At 40.6% G+C, this 21,677-nt stretch carries 25 protein-coding genes; 23 read left to right on the top strand and 2 right to left on the bottom strand.

All coding sequences use genetic code 11. From position 1 onward, the window contains the following. Positions 1 to 25: 25 nt before the first annotated feature. The 20 genes from FNW02_RS05565 to FNW02_RS05475 all read left to right on the top strand — a co-directional run bounded on the left by FNW02_RS05565 (position 26) and on the right by FNW02_RS05475 (position 14,266). Entirely contained in the window at positions 26 to 580 is a 555-nt protein-coding gene (locus tag FNW02_RS05565; protein ID WP_191756571.1) for a GNAT family N-acetyltransferase, read from the top strand. A 16-nt stretch (positions 581 to 596) separates the two neighbouring features. Further along, a complete protein-coding gene (locus FNW02_RS05560; protein WP_191756570.1) occupies positions 597 to 1,085 on the top strand; it encodes a hypothetical protein in 489 nt (162 codons plus the stop codon). Positions 1,086 to 1,154: 69 nt separating this feature from the next. Next, entirely contained in the window at positions 1,155 to 1,571 is a 417-nt protein-coding gene (locus FNW02_RS05555; protein WP_191756569.1) for a hypothetical protein, read from the top strand. A 358-nt stretch (positions 1,572 to 1,929) separates the two neighbouring features. Next, a complete protein-coding gene (locus FNW02_RS05550) occupies positions 1,930 to 2,328 on the top strand; it encodes a hypothetical protein (protein ID WP_191756568.1) in 399 nt (132 codons plus the stop codon). 22 nt (positions 2,329 to 2,350) lie between these two features. Then, positions 2,351 to 2,902: a hypothetical protein gene (locus tag FNW02_RS05545; RefSeq protein WP_191756701.1), complete on the top strand. Its 552-nt coding sequence runs from the start codon at positions 2,351 to 2,353 to the stop codon at positions 2,900 to 2,902. Between the two features lie 8 nt (positions 2,903 to 2,910). After that, positions 2,911 to 3,165, top strand: a complete 255-nt coding sequence (locus FNW02_RS05540; protein ID WP_191756567.1) for a hypothetical protein — start codon at positions 2,911 to 2,913, stop codon at positions 3,163 to 3,165. Continuing rightward, positions 3,162 to 3,380 carry a hypothetical protein gene (locus FNW02_RS05535; protein ID WP_096585940.1) on the top strand — a complete coding sequence of 73 codons (219 nt, stop codon included), beginning with the start codon at positions 3,162 to 3,164 and terminating at the stop codon, positions 3,378 to 3,380. The genes FNW02_RS05540 and FNW02_RS05535 overlap by 4 nt, the downstream gene beginning before the upstream one ends. Before the next feature lie 10 nt (positions 3,381 to 3,390). Next, positions 3,391 to 4,233, top strand: a complete 843-nt coding sequence (locus tag FNW02_RS05530; RefSeq protein ID WP_191756566.1) for a phage terminase large subunit family protein — start codon at positions 3,391 to 3,393, stop codon at positions 4,231 to 4,233. Positions 4,234 to 4,237: 4 nt separating this feature from the next. Next, entirely contained in the window at positions 4,238 to 4,804 is a 567-nt protein-coding gene (locus FNW02_RS05525; protein WP_191756565.1) for a hypothetical protein, read from the top strand. Between the two features lie 18 nt (positions 4,805 to 4,822). Further along, entirely contained in the window at positions 4,823 to 5,314 is a 492-nt protein-coding gene (locus FNW02_RS05520) for a hypothetical protein (protein WP_191756564.1), read from the top strand. 240 nt (positions 5,315 to 5,554) lie between these two features. Beyond that, positions 5,555 to 6,826 (top strand): RNA-guided endonuclease IscB, encoded by a 1,272-nt coding sequence (iscB, locus tag FNW02_RS05515; protein ID WP_191756563.1) that lies wholly within the window; start codon positions 5,555 to 5,557, stop codon positions 6,824 to 6,826. 87 nt (positions 6,827 to 6,913) lie between these two features. Continuing rightward, entirely contained in the window at positions 6,914 to 7,222 is a 309-nt protein-coding gene (locus FNW02_RS05510; RefSeq protein WP_348535366.1) for a hypothetical protein, read from the top strand. 4 nt (positions 7,223 to 7,226) lie between these two features. Then, complete coding sequence (locus tag FNW02_RS05505; protein ID WP_225225445.1) at positions 7,227 to 7,871, top strand: M23 family metallopeptidase; 645 nt, start codon at positions 7,227 to 7,229, stop codon at positions 7,869 to 7,871. Between the two features lie 26 nt (positions 7,872 to 7,897). Further along, a complete protein-coding gene (locus FNW02_RS05500; protein ID WP_191756561.1) occupies positions 7,898 to 8,722 on the top strand; it encodes a glycoside hydrolase family 24 protein in 825 nt (274 codons plus the stop codon). 105 nt (positions 8,723 to 8,827) lie between these two features. Then, positions 8,828 to 10,990 carry a DNA translocase FtsK gene (locus tag FNW02_RS05495; protein ID WP_191756560.1) on the top strand — a complete coding sequence of 721 codons (2,163 nt, stop codon included), beginning with the start codon at positions 8,828 to 8,830 and terminating at the stop codon, positions 10,988 to 10,990. Next, positions 10,980 to 11,438 (top strand): RusA family crossover junction endodeoxyribonuclease, encoded by a 459-nt coding sequence (locus FNW02_RS05490; protein ID WP_191756559.1) that lies wholly within the window; start codon positions 10,980 to 10,982, stop codon positions 11,436 to 11,438. The genes FNW02_RS05495 and FNW02_RS05490 overlap by 11 nt, the downstream gene beginning before the upstream one ends. Positions 11,439 to 11,463: 25 nt before the next feature. Next, positions 11,464 to 11,952 (top strand): ATP-binding protein, encoded by a 489-nt coding sequence (locus FNW02_RS05485; RefSeq protein ID WP_225225444.1) that lies wholly within the window; start codon positions 11,464 to 11,466, stop codon positions 11,950 to 11,952. Between the two features lie 4 nt (positions 11,953 to 11,956). Next, on the top strand, positions 11,957 to 12,082 hold the full coding sequence (locus FNW02_RS39470; RefSeq protein ID WP_263627717.1) for a hypothetical protein: 126 nt from the start codon (positions 11,957 to 11,959) through the stop codon (positions 12,080 to 12,082). Positions 12,083 to 12,222: 140 nt separating this feature from the next. Next, positions 12,223 to 13,488 carry a hypothetical protein gene (locus FNW02_RS05480; RefSeq protein ID WP_191756557.1) on the top strand — a complete coding sequence of 422 codons (1,266 nt, stop codon included), beginning with the start codon at positions 12,223 to 12,225 and terminating at the stop codon, positions 13,486 to 13,488. 271 nt (positions 13,489 to 13,759) lie between these two features. Next, positions 13,760 to 14,266 carry a hypothetical protein gene (locus FNW02_RS05475; RefSeq protein ID WP_191756556.1) on the top strand — a complete coding sequence of 169 codons (507 nt, stop codon included), beginning with the start codon at positions 13,760 to 13,762 and terminating at the stop codon, positions 14,264 to 14,266. Positions 14,267 to 14,348: 82 nt separating this feature from the next. Here the strand turns inward: FNW02_RS05475 and FNW02_RS05470 are convergent, their stop codons facing one another. Further along, on the bottom strand, positions 14,349 to 14,804 hold the full coding sequence (locus FNW02_RS05470; RefSeq protein ID WP_191756555.1) for a helix-turn-helix domain-containing protein: 456 nt from the start codon (positions 14,802 to 14,804) through the stop codon (positions 14,349 to 14,351). Between the two features lie 522 nt (positions 14,805 to 15,326). Between FNW02_RS05470 and FNW02_RS05465 the strand changes: the two genes are divergently transcribed. Together FNW02_RS05465 and FNW02_RS05460 are read left to right on the top strand one after the other, a co-directional pair. Then, on the top strand, positions 15,327 to 16,532 hold the full coding sequence (locus FNW02_RS05465; RefSeq protein WP_191756554.1) for a ParB N-terminal domain-containing protein: 1,206 nt from the start codon (positions 15,327 to 15,329) through the stop codon (positions 16,530 to 16,532). 561 nt (positions 16,533 to 17,093) lie between these two features. Next, positions 17,094 to 19,319 (top strand): hypothetical protein, encoded by a 2,226-nt coding sequence (locus tag FNW02_RS05460; RefSeq protein ID WP_191756553.1) that lies wholly within the window; start codon positions 17,094 to 17,096, stop codon positions 19,317 to 19,319. 311 nt (positions 19,320 to 19,630) lie between these two features. Here FNW02_RS05460 and FNW02_RS05450 read toward each other — a convergent pair whose 3' ends face one another. Further along, entirely contained in the window at positions 19,631 to 19,984 is a 354-nt protein-coding gene (locus FNW02_RS05450) for a four-helix bundle copper-binding protein (protein WP_191756551.1), read from the bottom strand. Positions 19,985 to 20,260: 276 nt separating this feature from the next. On the opposite strand from FNW02_RS05450, the gene gorA reads away from it, so the two are divergent. Next, positions 20,261 to 21,604, top strand: a complete 1,344-nt coding sequence (gorA, locus tag FNW02_RS05445; RefSeq protein WP_191756550.1) for a glutathione-disulfide reductase — start codon at positions 20,261 to 20,263, stop codon at positions 21,602 to 21,604. The last annotated feature ends 73 nt before the right edge of the window (positions 21,605 to 21,677 follow it).

Raw genomic sequence — 21,677 nt, 5'->3', positions numbered from 1 at the left:
TTAAGTCTAATTATCAGGTAAATTGGTGCATTTACAAGTCCAGTTAAATCGTGGCATTGACAATCAACTAATCGATGGGGTTATTGTTGAACTTGCACAAAATCACATTGATGATTTTGAAAATCTTTGGCGCGAGCAATTGCGTGTTTTTCAGACCGAGGATAAATTCTGGGATTGGTTATTTAAACTTGGCTACATCAGCAACAATGAAAACGAAGAAGGTTACGCTCTCGAAGTAGAAGGCTGCACGCAAGGGTTGATGATGGTGGAGACTCAACTCCACGGTTCGCGAGAGGCTATCGGACAACGATTAGTATATATTCAGTACGTCACCTCAGCTCCGTGGAACCGCAAAGAAATCCAACGCCCGCCGCGATATAAGGGAGTAGGGACGGCATTGCTGCGATACGCCCGAATTAGGAGCGTCGAGTTGGGATATGGTGGGAGAGTTGGCTTGCACTCGTTACGTTCTAGCGAACGGTTTTACGAAAATCAAGGCATGATCGACTTTGGTTCCGAAGAAGAGTACGAAGATATGACATATTTCGAGTACGGTTTGCTGCGCCGCCCATTACGATAGTGCTGGAGGAAAAATAATGAACGAAGAAATAACTGTTGGCGAAGCTATCGATTTACTATTTCACCCTGCATCATTTCAAGAAGCAATCCGTATCGAGGACGAGGCTGACTGTGATGTGACAGCAGGGTTGGATTGGGGAACAGCTATAAGTGCATTATTGAAGAATCCTGGTTTGCTGGGCAGAATGACGCAACTGCGTGTCTCGCTCAACCGTGAAATCCGCCATCTGCTCTCCGAGTGGAATTTAGGAGTGGGTGAAGAAGCTGCGGTTGTTGTTGCGCGATCGCTTTTGTTATCCCGACTAAAATCGCCATCCGCATCTGTGTTACCAACGCTTGAAGGTATCTTGATGCAAAATGACCTGTACGGCGAAGAGTTTATCCAAAATTCTAACATTTTGCGACAGTTGCTTGGAGTTCTGCTTGTTGAGAGTGACTGGGAAGACATTGCAACTGCTGCGGCAAATGCAGTCAGGATGCAAGTGATACAACGAGTATCTGCTTGACTAGAAGAAATTACGGGCAATTTGGCTCACATCATGTTTCAAGTACAGTTTGAGAAAGATTATTAATTGATGAGTTCATTGGCGCTACCTTTAGAATTTGAGTTTACTGCTAGCAAAATAGCAGCCGATCATCACCCTAATACTCGCTTTCAATTAATAGCAGAAATTAAAAAAGATTTTCTCAGAATTAATTTTAAAGGTTATTTTACCGAAAATTTCGCTCCTAATAATCGCCCCTGTTCCAATCCAATAAATGACTATTACCGCAACAAAAGAGTTGATTTTTGGCTGCTTTGGTCTAGTGGGGAACTTGCATTATCGGGCTGGTGGCGGACTCAAATCCTCTCGCTTGAGTATACTCCATTCATGCAGAGTTGGTCGAACGAAGACGGGGAGGAAATTGCTAGACCCTATCCCGATGGTGATAAGTTTGAGGCGATCGCTGCTTCTTTATACCCAATTTTACAGCAGTATTTTCAAGTTTGAATTGTGCTTGCGCTCTCCAGCCCTAAATAAGCAAGCAGAAGCCATTTTTCTTATCTAGCCATTTCAACTGTATTGAGTATATGTTTCTGTTACAGTGCTTTTTACTCTATTAGTTATTTTTCAATATTATTCAACTCATATATGCGAACGTGCTTGCATTGCCTATAAGCAATATGTAACAAATGCAATTGTGAAGTTTCGCAGGAGGTTAACTGTACTTTAGTTGTACTCTAGTTGAACTGTACTTGTACTAAATCTAAATAGGTTGTGAATTATTTTTTAATTCACAAGTAATTTGGTAAGTTGCTAGTTTAATTTGCTTTCAATTGATGTTGTCTTTCAGTTGGAATTGAGTTTGATGATATGTGAGAACGTTATCTACACCCAAAAAACACTTGCCGAAAGATACGGGATTTCGATTGCCGCTTTACAACGGTGGTATCCCTATGCTGGTATAGTCAAACCACGAAAGCGGGGCGGCTATTTTGATGCAACAACAGTCGAGATTGCAGATATTTTCTACGTTTCTATTAAGATTCGGCGGTTGACATGTGAGGAATATTTACAGCAAGTAATCCCTGCTGGTGGCTTAGATGCTTATTTGCAAAAAGTCAATGACGTAAGCCTTTATGACTTTTTGACTAAGCATATATCTGATGAAGAAAAAAACAACCCGATTGTGCAGGCAGTTATTAGGAGAATTGAGCGAAATGAAGCATATCAACAAAGTGGCAGAGACTTTGCAGGTGTCGCCTGATGTAGTACGTACCTGCTGTCGGTTGTTAGATTTAGCTTTGCAGTCAAATGATACGCTTGACGAAACAATTGAACAGCAATTGGTTCAACTTAAAGAGATAGCCTCTCGTGAGGGTATGTCCCTTGAAGAAGCTGCCCAGCACTTGATTGCAATGCGCGATCGCAAATCAGAAGTAGGCGAACATAAGTTCGACAAGCGCGAGTACATCAAACAGCGATTTGGCATAGACCCAGAACAAGCTTCTCCCGATAGTTTTGTAGGAATACTTTACCGGGATGCAGACAGGGGCATTCAGTTGGGAGAATTACGTCATAAAGTGGTGCTTGAATCTTCAACACTTGCTCTCGAAGAATTTGTTTTTCATGGCAGCAGTTTGCCTGCTGAAGGTAATACTTCCATCACAGCTGGTTACGACCAGGCGCAAGAACGAATTCACTCGCGCATTGATAACGATTTTTTCGGCAAGGTGAATTGGGGGGAACAGACTCATCCACTGTTGGTCGGTACATCGACACCGCAGCCGAGACAGTTGAAGTCCTCGCAGCAGAAAATCGGGCAATCTCCGAAGAAATAGTAGCTCAAATGCTACCCATTTGCTATCAAATACGGGATGAGAGTTTACTCAACTTGAGAAAGACATCTACCCAGGCAGTTGGTATAAATCTGCTTTCGGTAGTAGCTGGTACTGTGATTGGGACGTGGGTGGCAGTTCCCCCAACTCAGGAGAAACATGAAATTCCGAGTATTCAGCCAATTTTGATTGGTGTAGGTATAGGTGAATTAGTTGGTTTGATTTTGGCACTAGTAGTTATTTGGTTTACCAGGGAGGAGGTATGAGTGCAGCATTTGACTTTTTGGTTAACACGGCGGGTGGTTTGTTGATGAACCTGGGTGTTTCTGGGATGGTGGGACAACTATTAGGAGTGGGGGCGACTCTTGCCCTGCATCCTCTGTTGCTACTTACTGGGATAGTTGTGGGTGGTGTAGGAATTGCGATCGCACGCGAATTAAACAAACGCCCTCAGTTGCAGTTGGTTGTTGATAATACGTAAGGGGTAAATAATGTTTACTCCTATACCTGCGCGAAATAAACAACCGAGTCGCAGAAAGAAAAAGGTAAATGTTACCTTGTGGACGGTTTGTTCGACTGTTAGTGCGCTGTCTGTTATTGGGGCAGTTGCATTGATGGTTGGATGGAAGCAACAAGTTCCGGCTAATCAGGTATCGGAGGTACAGCAGGTAAAGGAACAAGTTGCCCAAATTCGGGAGGTGTACTTAGAAAAGCTGTCCCGTACTGACTACAATATAGACCATCTGTCCAGTTACTCCTCAGTAGAGGGTGCGCCTACTCTTACGGGCTGGCGACAGTTGGCAGCAGCATTGTGGGGACAGCAATTGCGGGGTGAAATATCCAGAATGCAAGCTAATGAGAAATCTGGGTTTTACCGCCTTCACTATATGCCAGCACTAGAGATAGTCAAGTTCAACTCGCTAGATGTTTTACTAGAAGCGGCTTCTGGAAATAATAGTTTTTACTGGGGATACCGCAAAACTGATGGTACGAAAGTTGAGGAGAAGATACCAACCGGGGCTGCTGCTGTTTTGATTTTGGGTAAATTAGAGGCGATTGATTACGCTCAAAACTTAGAATCTCAACCATCAGTTGATCTGAATCAAATGCTAATTCAGATTAGGAATGCTCAAGAACCATACTCTCTTGCACAGGCGCAACTGTTACGGGCGCGGGGATATCTAGACCCAGTAGAACAGATGGCACAGGTAGCAGACATCCGCGAGAAAATACGCCAGAAGGAGGAGCAAAGGCGAATATATCTTCAACAAATGAACAAGCAATTACCTAAGCCAATTCCTAATAGACAGCCTGTTAATAAATCGGGGGGGTGATGTCATGTATGCCAAGTTTGCTGCTGCGATAGTTTGCATAGCTTTGTGTTCGCTCAATGTTGTAGCGGCAGTCAAACGTACCCCTATTCGTACTACCCTTGAGGGTTCAACTCGCACGACGGTTGAGATGATGCCATCTCCCAATTCAGGAGTGCATTGGATGAGCGCAGTTATATTTTTGGCTGGGTTTGCTTGTTTTTTGGGTTGGGGAATTTCTGACTATAACAATGCAGTTGAAGAAAGAGATGAAGTGTCTGATAACTTGGAAAATCCTGGCAATCAACAACTTCATGTTGGTGTTTCTGATACTGATATTCAGCCTTCTTTAATGCCTCCGGTATCACCTTCTGGGCTGAGATTCAATAACGAATTCTCTGCTAAAAATGTAGTTCAATTTTCTCCTCGTTCTACTGTTTCTGGATTGGGGCGAGTACATAATAGTCAGTTTGTTGAAGATGGAGTGCAAAATCAACCGGGAATGTTATCTCCAGAAGAGTTTTACACCCAACTTCAAGATGAAGATTTCTGGGAAGATAATAACTCCCAGGTAAATAATAATCCTGCCAGCTAGTTAATTTGAGGTCATATTATGAGTAGAAATCAACGCCGTAATTTTGATGTTGATTATTCTGAAGGTGGAGCAATTGTGCCTGCAAACCGCTTGCAAAGTATGTTGCAGCAGGTACAGCAACAAGGAGGGATAGTAAATCAGCAACCTAACGTTTCTCCCATGACTAGTTATGATACTCAACCAGTAGAGGTTAGGTATATTAATGCACCTACTGCCTATAAGCCGAGGGTTCCTCAGATAGAAATTCCCTACATTGAGACTTGGAAAGCACATCGCTTGCACCCGCAAAACCCCTGGAGATTTGGCTGGTATCCAGTATATTTTTTATCGGATGTAATTAAATCTCCTGTGGGTGTGGCTGCTGTTGGAGTTTGGTTGTTAATAATGCTGTTGAATTTTGTCCTTAATGGCAGTTACACCGGGCCGGGATATGCGTCTGGGAAGAAGATTGAAGTTGTACCCAAAGAAGTTCCTTCTTTTGCCCTGCCTGTTGTTAAGCAGTTGGAATAATGTCAGCAACCCTAGTCCACAAGACACAGGGCTTTTAGCTTAATCGCTTTAAGCCGTGCTGACCAGACCACCCGTAAGGGTAGCCGTTATCCAAGTCATGACACCTTCAAATGCGTAGCTAGTTTGTTGCTCTGTCACTTGCAATTAAACAGTTTTAAGGTCACTGAAACAGTGTTACAAGTCGAACAAGCTGGGATAACAAGGTCGAAGCTAACATTACCCTAAAAAGGAGGTTTGAAATTGTCTAATTACGTTTTGGTTATCGATACCAATAAACAACCGTGTAATCCTATTCACCCTGGAACAGCTAGAAAATTACTCAACGACGGGAAAGCAGCAGTGTTTCGTCGTTACCCATTTACCATAATTCTCAAAACTATTTCAACAAAACCAATAAAACCGATTCAAATAAAACTTGATCCGGGTTCAAAAACTAGCGGGATTGCTTTAATTCAATCCAATAAGGTTATATTTGGTGCTGAATTAACCCATAGAGGTGCAACGATCAAAGCGTCTTTAGAATCTCGTAAGTCTTTGCGTCGTGCTAGACGTTCACGACATACTCGCTATCGTCAGGCAAGATTTTTGAACCGCACCAGATGTCAGCAATGGTTAGCACCATCTTTACAACATCGTGTAGAAACTACTATTACTTGGGTAAATCGTCTCATCAAGTTTGTACCCGTAACTTGTATTTCTCAAGAATTAGTTAGATTTGATTTGCAACAATTAGAAAACCCAGAAATATCAGGTATTGAATATCAGCAAGGCGAGTTACTAGGTTATGAAGTTAGAGAATATCTTCTCAACAAATGGGATCGGAGATGTTCATATTGTGATGTCGAAAACGTTGCTCTACAAGTTGAGCATATTCATGCCTTATCTAGAGGCGGTACTAATCGAATATCTAATTTATGTCTGGCTTGCGATCGATGCAACAAGAAAAAAGGAACTCAAGATATTGAGAAATTTTTAGCTAAGAAACCCGACGTACTGAAACGAATTCTATCTCAAACAAAACGTCCCCTAAAAGATGCATCTGCTGTTAATTCTACACGATGGGCATTATTCAATCGATTAAAAGAGACTGGATTACCCATTTCTACAGGATCAGGTGGATTGACTAAATTTAATCGGACTCGTTTGGGATTACCTAAAACTCACTGGTTAGATGCGGCTTGTGTTGGGAAAGTAGAAACATTAGAAATACTAACAAATAAACCATTGTTAATCAAAGCTACAGGACATGGAACGAGAAAGATGTGTGGTACAAATAAATTCGGTTTTCCTATTAGACACAGGGAACGAAAGAAGTTTCATTTTGGTTTACAGACTGGTGATATCGTTAAAGCACTAGTAATCACTGGTAAATATATCGGAAATTATGTTGGTCGTATTGCTGTTAGAGCAAAAGGAAGTTTTAGTGTGACTCACAAATTAGGAAAATTTGATACTTCTCATAAATTTTGTAAGACGATTCATAAAAATGATGGGTATGAATATTCAATTTAATAAATATTCACGGCAGTTAAAACTGTCTGATTCGTGTTTATTCTGTGCTTTAGAAAAACGCGGCTCCTATACTTCTCGGTACGTCTTGTGGTAAAGGCAATTTTTTGGTTCGTACTGCTGGTATGGATTGCAGATATCTTGCAACCGGGATATTTGCAGTTTTACAACTGGCGTAATGCTGTGGCGTTGGCACAAAAGCTTCAGTTTTCATCGTCGGCTGTTGTCCCTACTCCTGTTCCTACACGTTACTCCCCTCAAGTTAGAGAAGCTGCAACATCTGGAGATGGCTTAAATTCTCCTAACTGCCGTGTGGTTAGGAATGACTTTGAGGAAGTATTGAGTACTGCAAAGATTGGTTGTTGGCAGGTTTCTCCTGCTAATGCAAAAAGGCGTTGAGGTAATGCGAATAATCTTTGAAACTAACGGTGACAAAGAGGTTAGCAATTCGACTGTAACTAGTTTGGATGAGACGGTTGATACTAGTTCGAGTGCAAATTGGAGATATGCGATCGCAACTTCAGTTGTAATTGCAGCTATGGTCGTTCCCCAGGTTTCTGGATGGATTGAATCTCAACTGTTAGTTAAATCTCTCCAGGGTCTAATACTACCCAGAACTAGTAACAAGGTTTTAAATAATGGTCGAATTGCTTTTCCAACTGCGCCTGGTTCTCCTGTTACCTCAGAGTTTGGTTGGCGGACACACCCCATTACAGGCGATCGCAAGTTTCATGCGGGGATGGATTTTGGTGCAGCAGAAGGTACACCAATTTATACGGTTGATGCTGGTCGAGTAGTTTTTGCAGGCGACAAGGGTGGTTACGGCAAAGCAGTTATTATTCAGCATCAAAGAGGTTTATCTACTCTCTACGGTCATGCCAGTCAGCTGTATGTACAGCAGGGACAACAGGTTGTGCGCGGGCAGATGATTGCAGCAGTGGGTAGTACAGGCTTTTCAACGGGGCCGCATTTACATTTTGAAGTTCAAGTTAATGGTGTAGCGCAGAACCCCCGCCCTTATTTACACGAGTATTTAACTAATCGTTGAAGGTTATTTAGCTATTGGTAAGAGAAATGCAAATTGTACCGATTTTTATATCAGGTTTGGTTGGTGCAGCTTGCTCTATTGCATTTTCTTATAGAGTAGCTTCACTACCATGTGGATTGGTATCAAAGGGTGCAGATACGGTCTGTCAGGTGCGTAGTTTTGGTAAAGCACTTGATAGTTGGAAATTTGGGTTTATTGTTGGTGGTTTAGGTGGGTTGATTTTGAGTCCTCGCCATCAATTTTTATCTCGTTTTCAACCCATTCATTTGTCAACTGCTTCCTTAATTACTTTGGGAATTTATTTTTCAATTTCTCAAAGTACTGGTGTTTCTTCAGCGTCGTTAAATAGTTTAAGAGGAAGAGTTAGTACAAGTTCTTACTCACCATATCCTTATTCACCACGATTGAGTGCTTTTTTAGCAACAATTCGTTGGGCAGAAACAGGAACTAGTGAACCAGAAAGTTACCGCACGTTAGTATTTAACGGAACTTTTAATAATTTTTCTACACACCCATTAAAGAAACAGTGCGCTCCTATTAATGGTAAAAATGTTTGTTCAACTGCGGCTGGCGCTTATCAAATGTTGGATAAAAGTTGGTATGACATTCAGCCAAAGTTAAACTTGAAGGATTTTAGTCCAGCTTCTCAGGACAAGATGGCAATTGAATATATTCGTCGTAATAATGCTTTAAGTGACATTGAAGCAGGAAGGTTTGATACTGCTATGTGTAAAGTAGGTAGGGTATGGGCCAGTCTTATTTGCAACTCGTACAATCAAAATCCACGCAGTATAAAAGAGTTACGTAATTATTATCAAAAAATGCTGGTAGTTTATGAAGGTCGAAAATAGGATAAAGGTTTGTACCATTTACGTTTTAAGTTAGGTTCATTGACTTTTGATAGTAGTTTCTATTTGATGATTCCATGATTTTATTATTATAATAATTAAAAAATAATGTCACTAACATATAATGACAATAATGCTAATATTGAATTTCAAAAACAACAGCTTTTGACTGCAATTGTACAGGCCAAACAAGATGGTTTGGACAATGAAGAGATTATAGATAATGTACGGGAAGCTTTACCTGACCCAATGGTTTCTTATGCTGAAACAGTTTTAAAGCAGATTGATTTTAGAGCAAAATTATCACGTCCAGTTGTTGAATTTAATTTAGAATTTTTATTTCAGGTAATATACGAATCAGTAATTGCAGGTACAAAAGATGAAGAAGTATTATCAATATGTGCAGAACACTGTACTTTAAACCAATATGAATTTGTACGTTATGCACTTGAATATATTCATCTCAATCGGATGCCATCGCAGTGGGAGCAAAATAACGTGTATCAACAAATGATTGAGATAGTTAGTAGATCGCCAATCGAAGATTTATTTGAATATATAGAATCAATCAAAAATATTTATCTCAAGCAGATTGGCTATGAAGTAGTTCAAAAGAATCTTTATAATTTATTTTTAAGTAATGAAACAATTAGTTACTTTACTGATTTAGCTAATCAAACCAGAGATAACTTCATTAAAAACTATTGCTGCCGAACGGCAGTGCTTGTTGCGCGTGCCACAGGTAAACCAATAGATTTAAAGCAGGCAAGAGATGGAGCAATTATTTTAAGAGAGCCTAAATATTTAGATAATGAGATTGTTAATTCAAATATTTTAACTATGGGACAGGCGGGTAAACTATTAGTTGATACCTTAGAGGATTTTAATATTAATGCTAAGTATGTTGATGCTAAAAATGGCCCTACTTTTAACCGTATTAGGGTAAAACTGGGACGGGGTGTTAGTTATAAGAAAGTAGAAGACATCGGTAATGATTTAGTACAGCAGCTTGGTGAAGAGTTAGGCTTGAAAGTTGCACCAATGGTGAGTGTAGTGCCTGGAGGAGTTGTATTTGATATACCCCGGTTAGACAGACAATTTGCCTATTTCCGCAATTACTTTACTTTTGAGGGCGAACCTGACATTCATTCAGTATCTATCCCCGGTGGTGTTGATGTTGATGGCACTTATGTCGAAATTCCCCTTTATAGCGATAACGTGACTCATATCCTGGGTGGTGGGCGGACGCGGGGAGGAAAGTCGCAGTTTGAGAAAGCAGCAATCTTGTATTTAGTGCGGCGATATCCCCCTTCTGTTGTTCGGTTGGCGCTTTCGGATGTCAAGCGCGTGACCTTTGGTAAATTTGATGGGCTTCCCCATCTTGTTGCCCCAGTTGCGCGTGATGCAGAGTCTACCGCTAACTTACTCGATTACTTGGTTGAAGAGATGGAATTGCGCTACCAGGAATTTGAGCGCCACAGCAGTATTGAAACGATCGCACAGTACAACTTACGGTTCGCACCTGATTTTGTCATGCCGCGAGTGATTTGTCTAATTGACGAGTGTTTCGATCTACTTTCTGATGATAACTACTGCGATCGCATTGAGACTGCACTGATGAAGTTGCTTGCAAAAGCAGGTGGTGCGGGGATTCACGTACTTTTATACACCCAACGACCTGACAAAAACGTGATAGACCCGTTGATTCGCTCAAACTTTCCAGCCAAGACAGCCTTTGTTACAACCCGCCCTGAAGACAGCTGTATTATTCTTGGGGACGATAAAGACAAGCGTGCGGTGTATTTATTGGGGTACGGAGATTTTTTGTACAAGACGACTGAGGTGATGCGACTTCAGGCGCTTTATGTGGCAGACGATGAAGACCCTGAATACTTCCAGCAGTTACTCTTGGAAGCAAAAAACCAGAACGACCCCTATACAGCCTGGAAATCTGGGTTAGACTTTGATGAATTTGTCGCTAGTTTGTATGGCGAGAGTAGTAATGACACTGGTAAATCTAAAGCCACTGCTGTTACTAAAATTAAGCAGTCTAAGACCGATTTTGAGGGTAGTTTTAGTTTTAAAGTACAGCTTGACGAAGAAGCAAGAAACTCAATTTTTAATTTGTATCAAAAGGGTTATCAACTTGATGAAATTGTCAAAGCGGTATTCAATTTATCCCGCCAAGATGGTAGGTCATACAAGAAATTCAGAAACGTTGTTGAGGAATTTTTAAATAGCTTGAAAGGTGGTGAGGAAGATGATATTTGAACTAACGATGCCTTTACCCCCTAGTATGAACGAAATTATTAACCAGGCACGGTCGGGTTGGCAAGCGAGCGCTGAACTTAAGAAGTATTGGACAAATTTAATTGGTGAATTTGTTAGAGAATGTGAATTTTGTTTGGATAGTACAGTTTGGATGGAATTTCATTGGTATCTCAAAAATTTTGGAAGAGATGGCGATAACGTAGCTGCTGCCGCCAAATTTATCATGGATGGTCTGGTTACAGGACAAGCAATCCGTAACGATAACTTGACAGTTATCCAATCGCCTGTAGTTCATTATTATCATCGCAGTAGTGGTGATGATGGTGTGCTGTTGAGACTTTCACAATCACCTGATTTCCTGTTAGATAATTTTATTGTATCTAACCAATTTTCCCGAAACAGCTTAGAAAAGTATAGCCAAAAAATCGCATATTTAGTATCAATTTAATTTATGGATATATTGAATTTAAAGGATGACGATAATGTTACGTTATAAAGACTACCGTCAGTTAATCGATCAGGTAAATGCAGGCAAGAATATTAACCTATGGGGCAAGCCAAATATTGGTAAGACTCTTACTGTTAAAAACTGTTTACTCAAGGATATTAACTTAGAGTCTGTTTACCTCAATCTTGAATATCCTTTTAGTGTGGATCATCTATTTAACATTATTCCTATTAGCTTCAGCTTTTACTATCAGCAGGATTGGCAAAATATCATAAGCAAATTATCTGATGGTTATAATAGGCTGCTGGTGATAGATAACTTTGATAGATTACACTTTGTTAGTAATACTTTTAGCAACGACTTATTTCGATTACAACAGTTAGCTCAATTAGAAAATTTTTCTTTACTATTAATATCTCGAATGCCGCTAGAATATTTTCATTTTCCAGGTTTTGCTAACTATTTTGAAAAATTGGAATTAAACGAAACTAATACTTGGACTTTTGGACAGTAGATATATGGCTTTTAGATATCGTTTTATGGTGATATTCCGCTCTGGGTGGAGTGTTGTTTTAAGCAATAAAGCAAGTTCGACTCTTGCTATCACTCTTGAGGATGAAACTACTGCCGATACTGAAAATTAACGAGTACGAATCTATTAATAGTTTTGGAATTGTTAATAGAGTAAGGGGTAGGTTAGTAGTGTAGTTCTCAGCAAATCCCAATTCATGCCGGGGCAAGAGTAATTAAAAACCTTGTAACCTGCATTTTGGAGGGATGAATTATGTTGAAGAAGTTTGCGTTTAATTGCTTGAGGAACTTTAATGCTGCTTTTGGAATGGTGTCTTTGACTGCTATTGGTTTGGGCGCTATAGCAACTTTTTCTGGACTGGGCTTATTGTACTTAGCTAAGGGCGGATTCCCAATCGTTGAGAAAGAACGCTCTGAACAAATAGCCTATATCGGCATTAGTGCTATTGTATTGGGCTTTACCGGAATTATTGTTGCTTCCTTGGGCGGTGCTTTCTTAAGTGTTGTTGAAGAATCGGAGGAAACTAATTCGAGTAGAGAAACCGCAAAAATAGCTGAGACAAAACCGCTTGTATTAATAAAACCTAAGAGCTTTGAAAAATCTAATAGTGTACCTTTGATTTACACTTACACGGTGATGAATTTTGAGGGATATTCTGATTTAAAGGGCTTGGTTGTTTGCAGATTTGAAGAAGAACCGTATCGAAAATTGGTACTTTACGAAGAATTACGTTCTCACCATATTGACGACTTGGCAGTAATCTATGACGAAACCGATCCAGACAAATTAATTGGACAAACCTTTTCCTCATATAAGCCTTTACCTTGTAAAGCTTTAGAGGAGCATTTAGAGATACACCGACGCTATGTTAATGCAGTTAATAGCGAAGAATTTACTTCTTGCTATTTGCAAGTATGTGCTGGGTGTAAGTTACTGCATGGTGCCAATAATATTGTTTGTGGCATTCATCCATACGGATGGTTTGAAGATGGTTGCTGTCCAGATAAGCAATGGGATGAACGTAAGGCGTTGTTTCCATTTGAAGATGATGGTGTTGTCGAAAACTTAAATAGAGAAATATCGTCCAATCAGGCGAATATTTGCAAGTTGTACGGCGACCTTATTTTGTGGGATGAATACGCTAATCGTAGGTTTTCTTTTTCTTATTCCGGTATCTTGCTGAAACATTCTGACAAAGTGCTTGAGCTTGGTACGGAAGTGAGACTTCTTTCCTACATCCAGTATTTCCGCACTCGAAATGTAGTGGTCTTTGACTACGTAGCATCAGGGCAAGTTTCAGAGTTTGCAAAGGAACTCAAAGGCATAGCCCAAATAGAGGTTGATGGTGATGAGATATCCATATTTTTTGATATATATGCGCCCTGTCATCACTTTCGTCGTGATGGTGTAGCGCTGCATCCTTACTCAACTTTTGTTCCCCAAGAACTCAAATATAACTACAACTTGGTTAGTTACGTCAACTACCTTAAGAGTAAAAAATCTGGAGTGCTGGGATGAATAAGGAAGTTTCTAAAAGCTGCGGGTGCAAGTCGGAAAAATCGCATTTTTGTAATTTCTGTATCTTGGATTGGTAATTTATAAAATTCAACATCTGCAAATTTTGGAAAACTTGGTTCGTCTAATTGCTTAAAGGCAATTTACCCTCCTTCCTCCTACTGGTGGATGGGATACGTGTAAAAGTTTTCACTCAGTACGGGGGTTTCCCCCCGCTACTGGGTGGCAAGCCGTTACAACGCCGCCCATCAGTAATTCATGGAGGAATCACATTATGTCTGCTTTTGCGATATCACCTTTTGTGCAATCTGTTAACGATGTTTTGTTTCCAATCGAGTTGTTTTTGATTATCTTCCCAATCTTGTACGTGATTTTTGTCCCTGCTCAATCAGCATCACTTCAAGTTAGTAATAGCGCTGCGGTGATTTCTGAAGAATTGCCAGTTTTGGAAACTCAGGGGGATTTGACTGTGATTGGTGCTGTTTCTAATGAGAAAGAATTTTCTCAACCAGAATCTTCGATTATTGAAACTGCGCCGTCAGTTGTTGAAACTAGGTTTGCGGATGAAGCCAGACAACTTGTGCTAATAGATGTTACGGAAGAGAGGAAAAAGCTTTTGGGTTTAGGTGCGCGGAAACTGCGACAGTTTTGCAAGGAACGCCAGATTCAAGGCTATTCTACCGTCTACAACCGTAAAAAACTCGATGGACTCGTTGACTTTCTGATCGCACAACAAGTGATTTCTGCTCAAGTGGTCGAGTTTGTGGAAATGCTTGCTTAGAGTTTGATGAAAAGCCTCGGTAAAAACTGGGATTTCAAAACTACTTCTTCGAGATAGGATCGTTCTTGCTTGATGATTCTTTCTATTGAGGTTGAGCTTCCAAAATGCGTCCTATACTTCTTGGCGATAATGTCGGTAATCCCCTCCGAGTAGCTTCCTCAGCTACCTGCGTATGGTAATGGTGCTTTGAACGACTGGGTTTTCGGTTCTTGCTCCATTCGCTGATTTCGACGATTTTGCTCGCCTCTGTACTTTTGCACTTCTTAGGTCTGCCTACGTTTACACCTAATACCTCGTTAGCTTTTGCGATCGCCGACTCCTGGGTTTGTGACAAGATGGTACTTGATGTCCATCTTTTTTTCCACTTTGCTATTGAGTTTTCGGTTACGCCAATCTCTTGGGCTAAGGCTACATATTTTTTGCCTTCGTTTAGTCCCAGCAGAATTTTCGCTCTTTTGCTAACTTCATCGCTGCTGGTCGCTGCTATGTGCTCTAGTGCTTGCTTTTCAATAGAATTTAGTATTTGAAGACGAGGCATCTAAAAATTTACCCCTCTTTACTGTACAATTTTGCCAAATGGAATTAAGCCTGATATACTTTTTTTGTAGAGTCCATTTTTCCTAAAAATTCACTCAAAGCCCTGGTGCAAACAGGGCTTTGAGAAAAAAACAAACCCACCTGTCACTAAGACAGGACGGAATTTTGTTTTGTCAATTTAGTTATCTAGAGCCATCATATCATGAGTTTACACAGTTTTACAAATCTTTCTTCGGATAGATGCTTTTTGTGCCAATATCAGTGCCTTAAATATCTCTTCAGTTGTATTAGTTGTCAATGGGTTGAGAATAATAGTTACTGCGGGAGAAAATCTCTCAAAGAGAATCTTCTGGTAGGTAATTTTTGGTATTTACAAGAATTAATTATTTTTTAAAATAATCAATTTTCCCAAGGGATAGAAGCGCTGTAAATGTTGCTGTATAGGCTTTTTCTGCTTGATTTTTGGGATTTTCACTTCTTGAAATTATCTTTTGACTGACAATTTGTGAACCGGAGTATAAATATGTCTGAGGTGCAGAATCCGGCAATCGTATATATTTCGCCTGCGGAGTTGGTTGTTCATCCGAAGCTGATAGAAATATATGGTGAGAATGAGGAACGTCCGGCTTTAGAAAAAAGTATCTCGGAAAAAGGGATTCTTGAATCTTTAAAGGTATCTGCACGTACTGGTGTTAATGTAGTCTTGGCAGGTAAGTGTCGTTTGCAGATAGCTCGCCAGTTAGGGATTTCCACTGTGAAAGTGGAATTTGTCGAGTCTGGTTCGCCTGAAGAAGATTTGAAACTAGTGCTTGACTTTAATCTCCATCGGGAAGGTGGGAAGACTCATTACCAGAAATTTCACGAGGGGCAGTACTGGGAGAGCGTACTTCGTCCCCAAGCGAAAGAAAGACAAAGGGAGAGCGCTCGTCGTTTGAATGAATCGAAGTATTCAAATTTGAATCATTCGATAAATGAGAGTAAGTCTCAATTAAAGAAGGGTAAACCCGTGATTCAGGAGGTTTCAGAAAACCTAAATATAAGTGTTGGTAGTTATCACAAGGGCAAGAAAGTTTTTGAACTAATTTCTCAATTACGAGAAATGGAAAAATTTAAGGCAGTTGTTGCACTGGAGATAGAATTTAACCGAAGTATTGATGCAGCGTACAAATTTGTTTGCAATCAAGATATCTGTTACCAGGTAATAGACCTTCTGGAGGCAGATGAGATAGGTAGTATAGGCGATGGTATTGCTTGGATGCTGAATGGCGATGTCTGCGACGGGCTACGCCTACGCAATCCGTTTCGACGTTTCCAGCTTGACCAAGTATATCAATTCAAGAAGAGACTGCGGCCCGAATTGGAAATTGTGGGACGGGTTATTGGTATAACTAATGAGTTTGTTGTGTTTGGATTGAGGAATTTAGTGAATATGAGCCTAGAAATTGTGAATCTCCGTCCGCGACAAATTGATGCAGAATTGCAGGATGAACCATCTGCATCACAGAGGAAGAGAATATTTCACTTAATGCAAAAGTTTAGTGATGTTTTCCCAGTTCAGGTATCTTTGGCGGAGTTGTTGAAACTTCCTAATCTAACTGATAAAGAGGAGGTTTTATTGCGGATGTATGAGTCGGACGTATTTGAAAAAACTTGGGAAGATTATAAGACCCAAATGAAAGCAATGGAAGTTTCTACAAATAGAAAAAAGGATAAGATTTGTGCTGCATAGGTAGCTGTAAGCAGTTAATCTAGCAGAGAATTTATCCCACAATTTAACATTACTTACTAGATTAACATCTCAATACTGATTACAGTACGAGTTCACTGTTTTGAGTGCTGAACTCGTATCAAGATATTTGACTGTTTTTTGTTTTTTAACTCCGTGGTGGAGTATGAGTAATTTCATCTTCACCAGTTGTACTAATAAGAGCCAATGTGGGGTGACACTTGTGGGTGTTACTAGGTTTGCATTGTTATCCCAAAACTCTTTTGTCGATTTAGTGACAACTTCGCTCGAACTGCCTCATTTAAATAATTACCAAAAAAAAGTTGGGTAGTCGCATTGTTGTTGGTGAAGCGTGTTGGACTAAATCTTAGCCTAAGCCTACGTATGTCTAAGCCTAAACAAGTATAAACCTTTGTTTGCTTTCAACCACGAGACGATTACCAGTCGCCTCCAACAAGCGGATAACCAACCGCTTAATTCAAAATAAAATTTCAAATTTAGGCTAACACATTTTGACCAACAGCGAGACTACCTGATGCACAAAAATCATCAGGACAGTCACTCATGTTCCAAGAAAATTTCGGGGCAGATGCCGAGAATAAGACCCAATTAAGCCTTTCACAACCTTCAAAAAAGAAAATCAAACCCCACCTGCCCGCAGAATCCGTGGGCAAACGCTACGTAGAGCGCTTTTGGCATCCATTTGGGGCGATAGTTGCCCCAAATCAAGTACAAGGTGTAAAATCAGCATGGCGCACTATCGATTATTATCTCCAACCCTCCCAACTGTGGAACCTGCACCAAGACAAGTCGAAACTAGTAGGTCTGCGCTTTAACGACACAACTCGTTACGCCACAATCGATTTAGACCTAGAAGGCGACTACCACAACATTGAATCCATAAATCGCATCAAAGCGGTGCTAGAGGACATCGGCATAGTCGATATCATCATCCTCCAGTCCAGCTTTAGTGGTGGCTATCACCTGATCCTAACCTTTGCTTCCTCCCTGCCCACCTTTTCCCTAGCCTGCGCCCTAGAGATTACCTTAAGAAATGTAGGTTTTATCCTGCGTCTTGGACATCTAGAAATCTTCCCCAACACCAAACCATATAGTGCTAAACAAATAACTAACTACAAGGCTATCCGTTGCCCCATGCAACCGGGTAGCGGGTCGTTTTTACTTGATGACGACCTGCAACCAATTAGTGACTCCATTTCTATCTTCCTCGACTATTGCGATCGCGCAGCAAGTCGGCAAGATTTAACTAAACTAAAACAGGTAGCGAACAAAGCCAAAAAACAAATTTCACGGGAGAGATATCGTAAGCAAGAGTCTGCTGATGCTGCACAGTGGCGTGCCAACTGGGAAGAAATCATCACCACAGGCTGGACAGGAAAAGGACAAACAAACACCCTCCTACAAATCTTCGTAGGCTACGGAATCGTCTTTTTAGACTTAACGGGTGAGGAATTAGTCGAATTCTGCCTCTCTACTGCAATTAACGCCCCCGGCTATAGCCAATATTGCGGACACCAACACGAAATCGAAGCTAGGGTGCGGCATTGGGTAGAATGCACAATTCGCAACAAATGGTACAGCGCCTACGTTAGTTATCCTGAACGGCTGTTGGGTACATTCGCCAAGACCTTTGCAGAAGCCATAGCAGATATCAAGAGCATTAATCAATCCAAAGACAACGTAATTCCATTTGACCGTCGCCAGCAGATGAACTGGGAAAGCAGCCAAAAAGCTCAACGGCGTATCCAGATAGTAGTAAGGGTAATAGAGTGGGATAGTGGGTTGCCAGTAGGGGCTACTGAACGGGGGAAAGCGATACGTGCTGAGTACAAGCGCCGTTTTCACAAAACTATCTCACAAGAGACATTACAAAAGCACTTGCATTTGTGGCATCCTACGCGCTACATCTTAGATCCTTGGGTAGAAAATAGCTTAAACCCTTATCAATCAAGTAATGACGGGCAATTTAATAGTTTTCAAAACTCATTTGCAAAACAAAGTGCTGAAAACCCTTATCAAAAAGAAAATGACGCTCATTCTTACTATATGAAGGTTTTTTGTAACTGCTTATCTCCTGCTGCCGATGCCCCTACAGGGCAGTTGGCAGCAGCTAGTTTTGAAGAAGTTATCGAGTCTGAAGGAGAATTTTTTGTACCACAGGTACAAGATAATTCTGAGGGAATTAATATTAGTTCCGAAGAATTGAATTTATTACAGCCAGAAGATTTGTCTTGTACTTCAGGTGTCAATAATTCTTATAGCTCATTAGCTTCTTTAAATATTATAGAACTAGCTGAAAATGTTGTTGAAAGTAATTCAGATAAGGATTTTAAATACCTTTCTAACCCCAGCACATCCGAAAATCATAATAATAAAAACTTATTAATCAATTCTGCCAGTATTCCACCTACCGCATCTACACCTGCAATTGTGCCACCTGAAACGTCACGAAAAGCCGAAGTTAGCGAGCAAAGTACACCTTCAAGCGACCCAGCTGAAACTCTCGCTTTGTCAGAACTGAAGAAACTAACTAAGTTGCGACTCCAAGCAGCATCTCATGCCAAGCGTTTAGCAAGAGAGTATTGCCTGATTGCGCGACGGTTAATTGGAGGCATGGAACGCGATCGCTTAGAGCAAAGTGCCAAAATGCAATTCTACCTCGATTCGGGTAACGAAACTCTAATTGCAGAAGCCAACGAGTGGGCAGCTGTCAATCCTGGGTGTCTACCGTTTTCGTTGGAGTTGGCATTTCAAGAAAGTGAGAGGTGATGGCTGAATGGCATACATTCCATTCCTGTTCCAATGCTACTCACGGGCGTAGCTGGGCTAATCGCTTCTCTATCTCCTGCTCATACCGTGTAATACTCGGTAGTGGTTCTGAGAAATGCCATGTATTAAGTAGTGGCACAGAATTAATTACACAAAATATGGGTTGAAATTCTTGCCTAGTAGAGAATCAGTAATGTAATTAATTCTGTTGGGTTACTTACGAGGTAAAGTCAAGCCAATAATCTACGTAATACATGGCGTAGTATATCTGATAATTATTTTGCAATCCAGCAGTCAGCGATTATAGATACTTACGCCATTGCTGTAGCCATTTGGCGACAAGACTCGGCGCAGCGACGGCAAGATGCAGCACAGCGTTTGCAGTGGTCGCTGTCGTGTTTTTCACATTCACTGGCACAGCGATTGCAAGCTTCCGCACAGACTCCGCACATCTGAGCATGAAGAGCAGAATTGCGAGACATAAAACGGGCACACAGAGCGCAAGTATCAGCACAGTCTCGGCACAACTTAATGCATTGAGCCATCATCTGTACCATGTTGCCACTTAAACAGGCATCGGCACAGTTTTCGCAATCGCGTAGGCAATCAAAGCAAGCCTCTATGCAACTTTCAAGCAAGGATTGGTGAGATTGGGTTGTCGTCATAATTATACCTCCGATTTCAAGTCGTCAATTTCACATGAGACAGTATTTATGCCTCTGCGCCCTCAGATTAAAAAATAACTAATCTGCTTGCGTCTACCTAATGGCACAAGAAATATTTATTACTAATGACATAAGGAAATTTCATGCTGATTTCATTTGAATATGCATAACTATTTTTTAATTAAAATTCCAATGATTTCATATTAATTTCATCACTGTGTGGAAAGCTAAAAATATAGGGAAATATAGTGTTCTTAAAAACTGAGTTAATAATTTATGGGCTTTGATTATGACCTCTTTGTAATTGGTGCAGGACCTGGAGGTGTTGCTGCCGCTAGACAATCTGCTGCTCATGGTGCTCGTGTGTTAATTTCCGAACGCGACCAGGTAGGTGGCACATGTGTAATTCATGGCTGTATTCCAGAGAAACTAATGGCATATGCTGCTAGTTTTTCCCATGTTTTTGAAGATGCTGACGAATATGGTTGGGATAAAGTAAGTGACCGCATTGACTGGCATAAATTTAATGCAGCTAAAGACCGAGCAATCAAACATCTGAGCAACTTGCATATTCAGCATCTAAAAGAAGCAGGGGTAGACCTAATTTGGGGACATACGAAATTTTTAGATTCTCATACTTTGGATGTTGGGGGTCGCCAGATTACTGCTAATAAAATATTGATTGCTGTAGGTGGAGAAGCTGTAAAACCTGAAATTCCAGGAATTGAATATGCTATTACTACACGTCAGATGTTTGAAATCAAGCAACAACCAGAGCATATTGCTATTCTTGGTAGTGACCAGATAGCTGTGAAGTTCGCTGGAAGCCTTAATGGTTTAATTTCAAAAGTTACTTTAATAGTGCCTGAAGACCGTATTTTACCAGGTAGAGATGAAGATATTAGAACTACAGTTCAAGAAAGTATGACGAAGAATGGTATTCAAATTTTCTGCAATACTGTCGTCGAAAAAATTGAACGAATTCAAGATAGTTTATGTTTGAGTTTGTTAGGAAATAAACAAGACACTGTAACTGTAGATACCCTTCTTTGCGCTATAGGTCGAGTTGCTAATTTAAGTGGTCTTGATTTGGAAAAAGCGGGTGTTCAAGTCAAACAAGGAGCGATCGCAGTAGATGAATACAGCCGTACTACTCAGGCTAATATTTTTGCTGTTGGAGATTGCACTGACCGACCCCATTGGACTCCTGTCGCCATTGCCACAGGTCGTGCCTTTGCCGATACTGTGTTTGGTAATCAGACTCGAACTGTAAATTTAGAGTGCATTCCCTCTGCACTTTCTTCTCGACCGGAAGCGGCTACAGTTGGCTTGACCGAAGCTAAAGCACGCGAAAAATTTGGGGAATCAATACACTGCTATTCTCAAAGATTTCAACCTCTTTTTGATGCCATTGCCGAACCCGAACAGAAAACTCTCATTAAATTAGTAGTTGATAGTAAATCAGACAGAGTACTCGGCGCTCATATGGTCGGTGAATACGCTGCTGAGATTATTCAATGTCTCGGACTTGCTATTCGGACAGGTATCACTAAAAAAGATTTTGATGCAACAATTGGTATCCATCCTTCAGCTGTGGAAGAATTTTTCACACTCCGTTAATTTTTGGTAATAACAAGAATATATACAGATGAAACTCTTTAAAAAAACATGATTTTAAAGAACTAACTGCTGT

Source organism: Komarekiella delphini-convector SJRDD-AB1 (assembly GCF_014831675.1).
GTDB lineage: Bacteria > Cyanobacteriota > Cyanobacteriia > Cyanobacteriales > Nostocaceae > Komarekiella.
The sequence above is the reverse complement of the archived record's forward strand: the minus strand, read 5'-3'. Positions and strand labels throughout refer to the sequence as shown.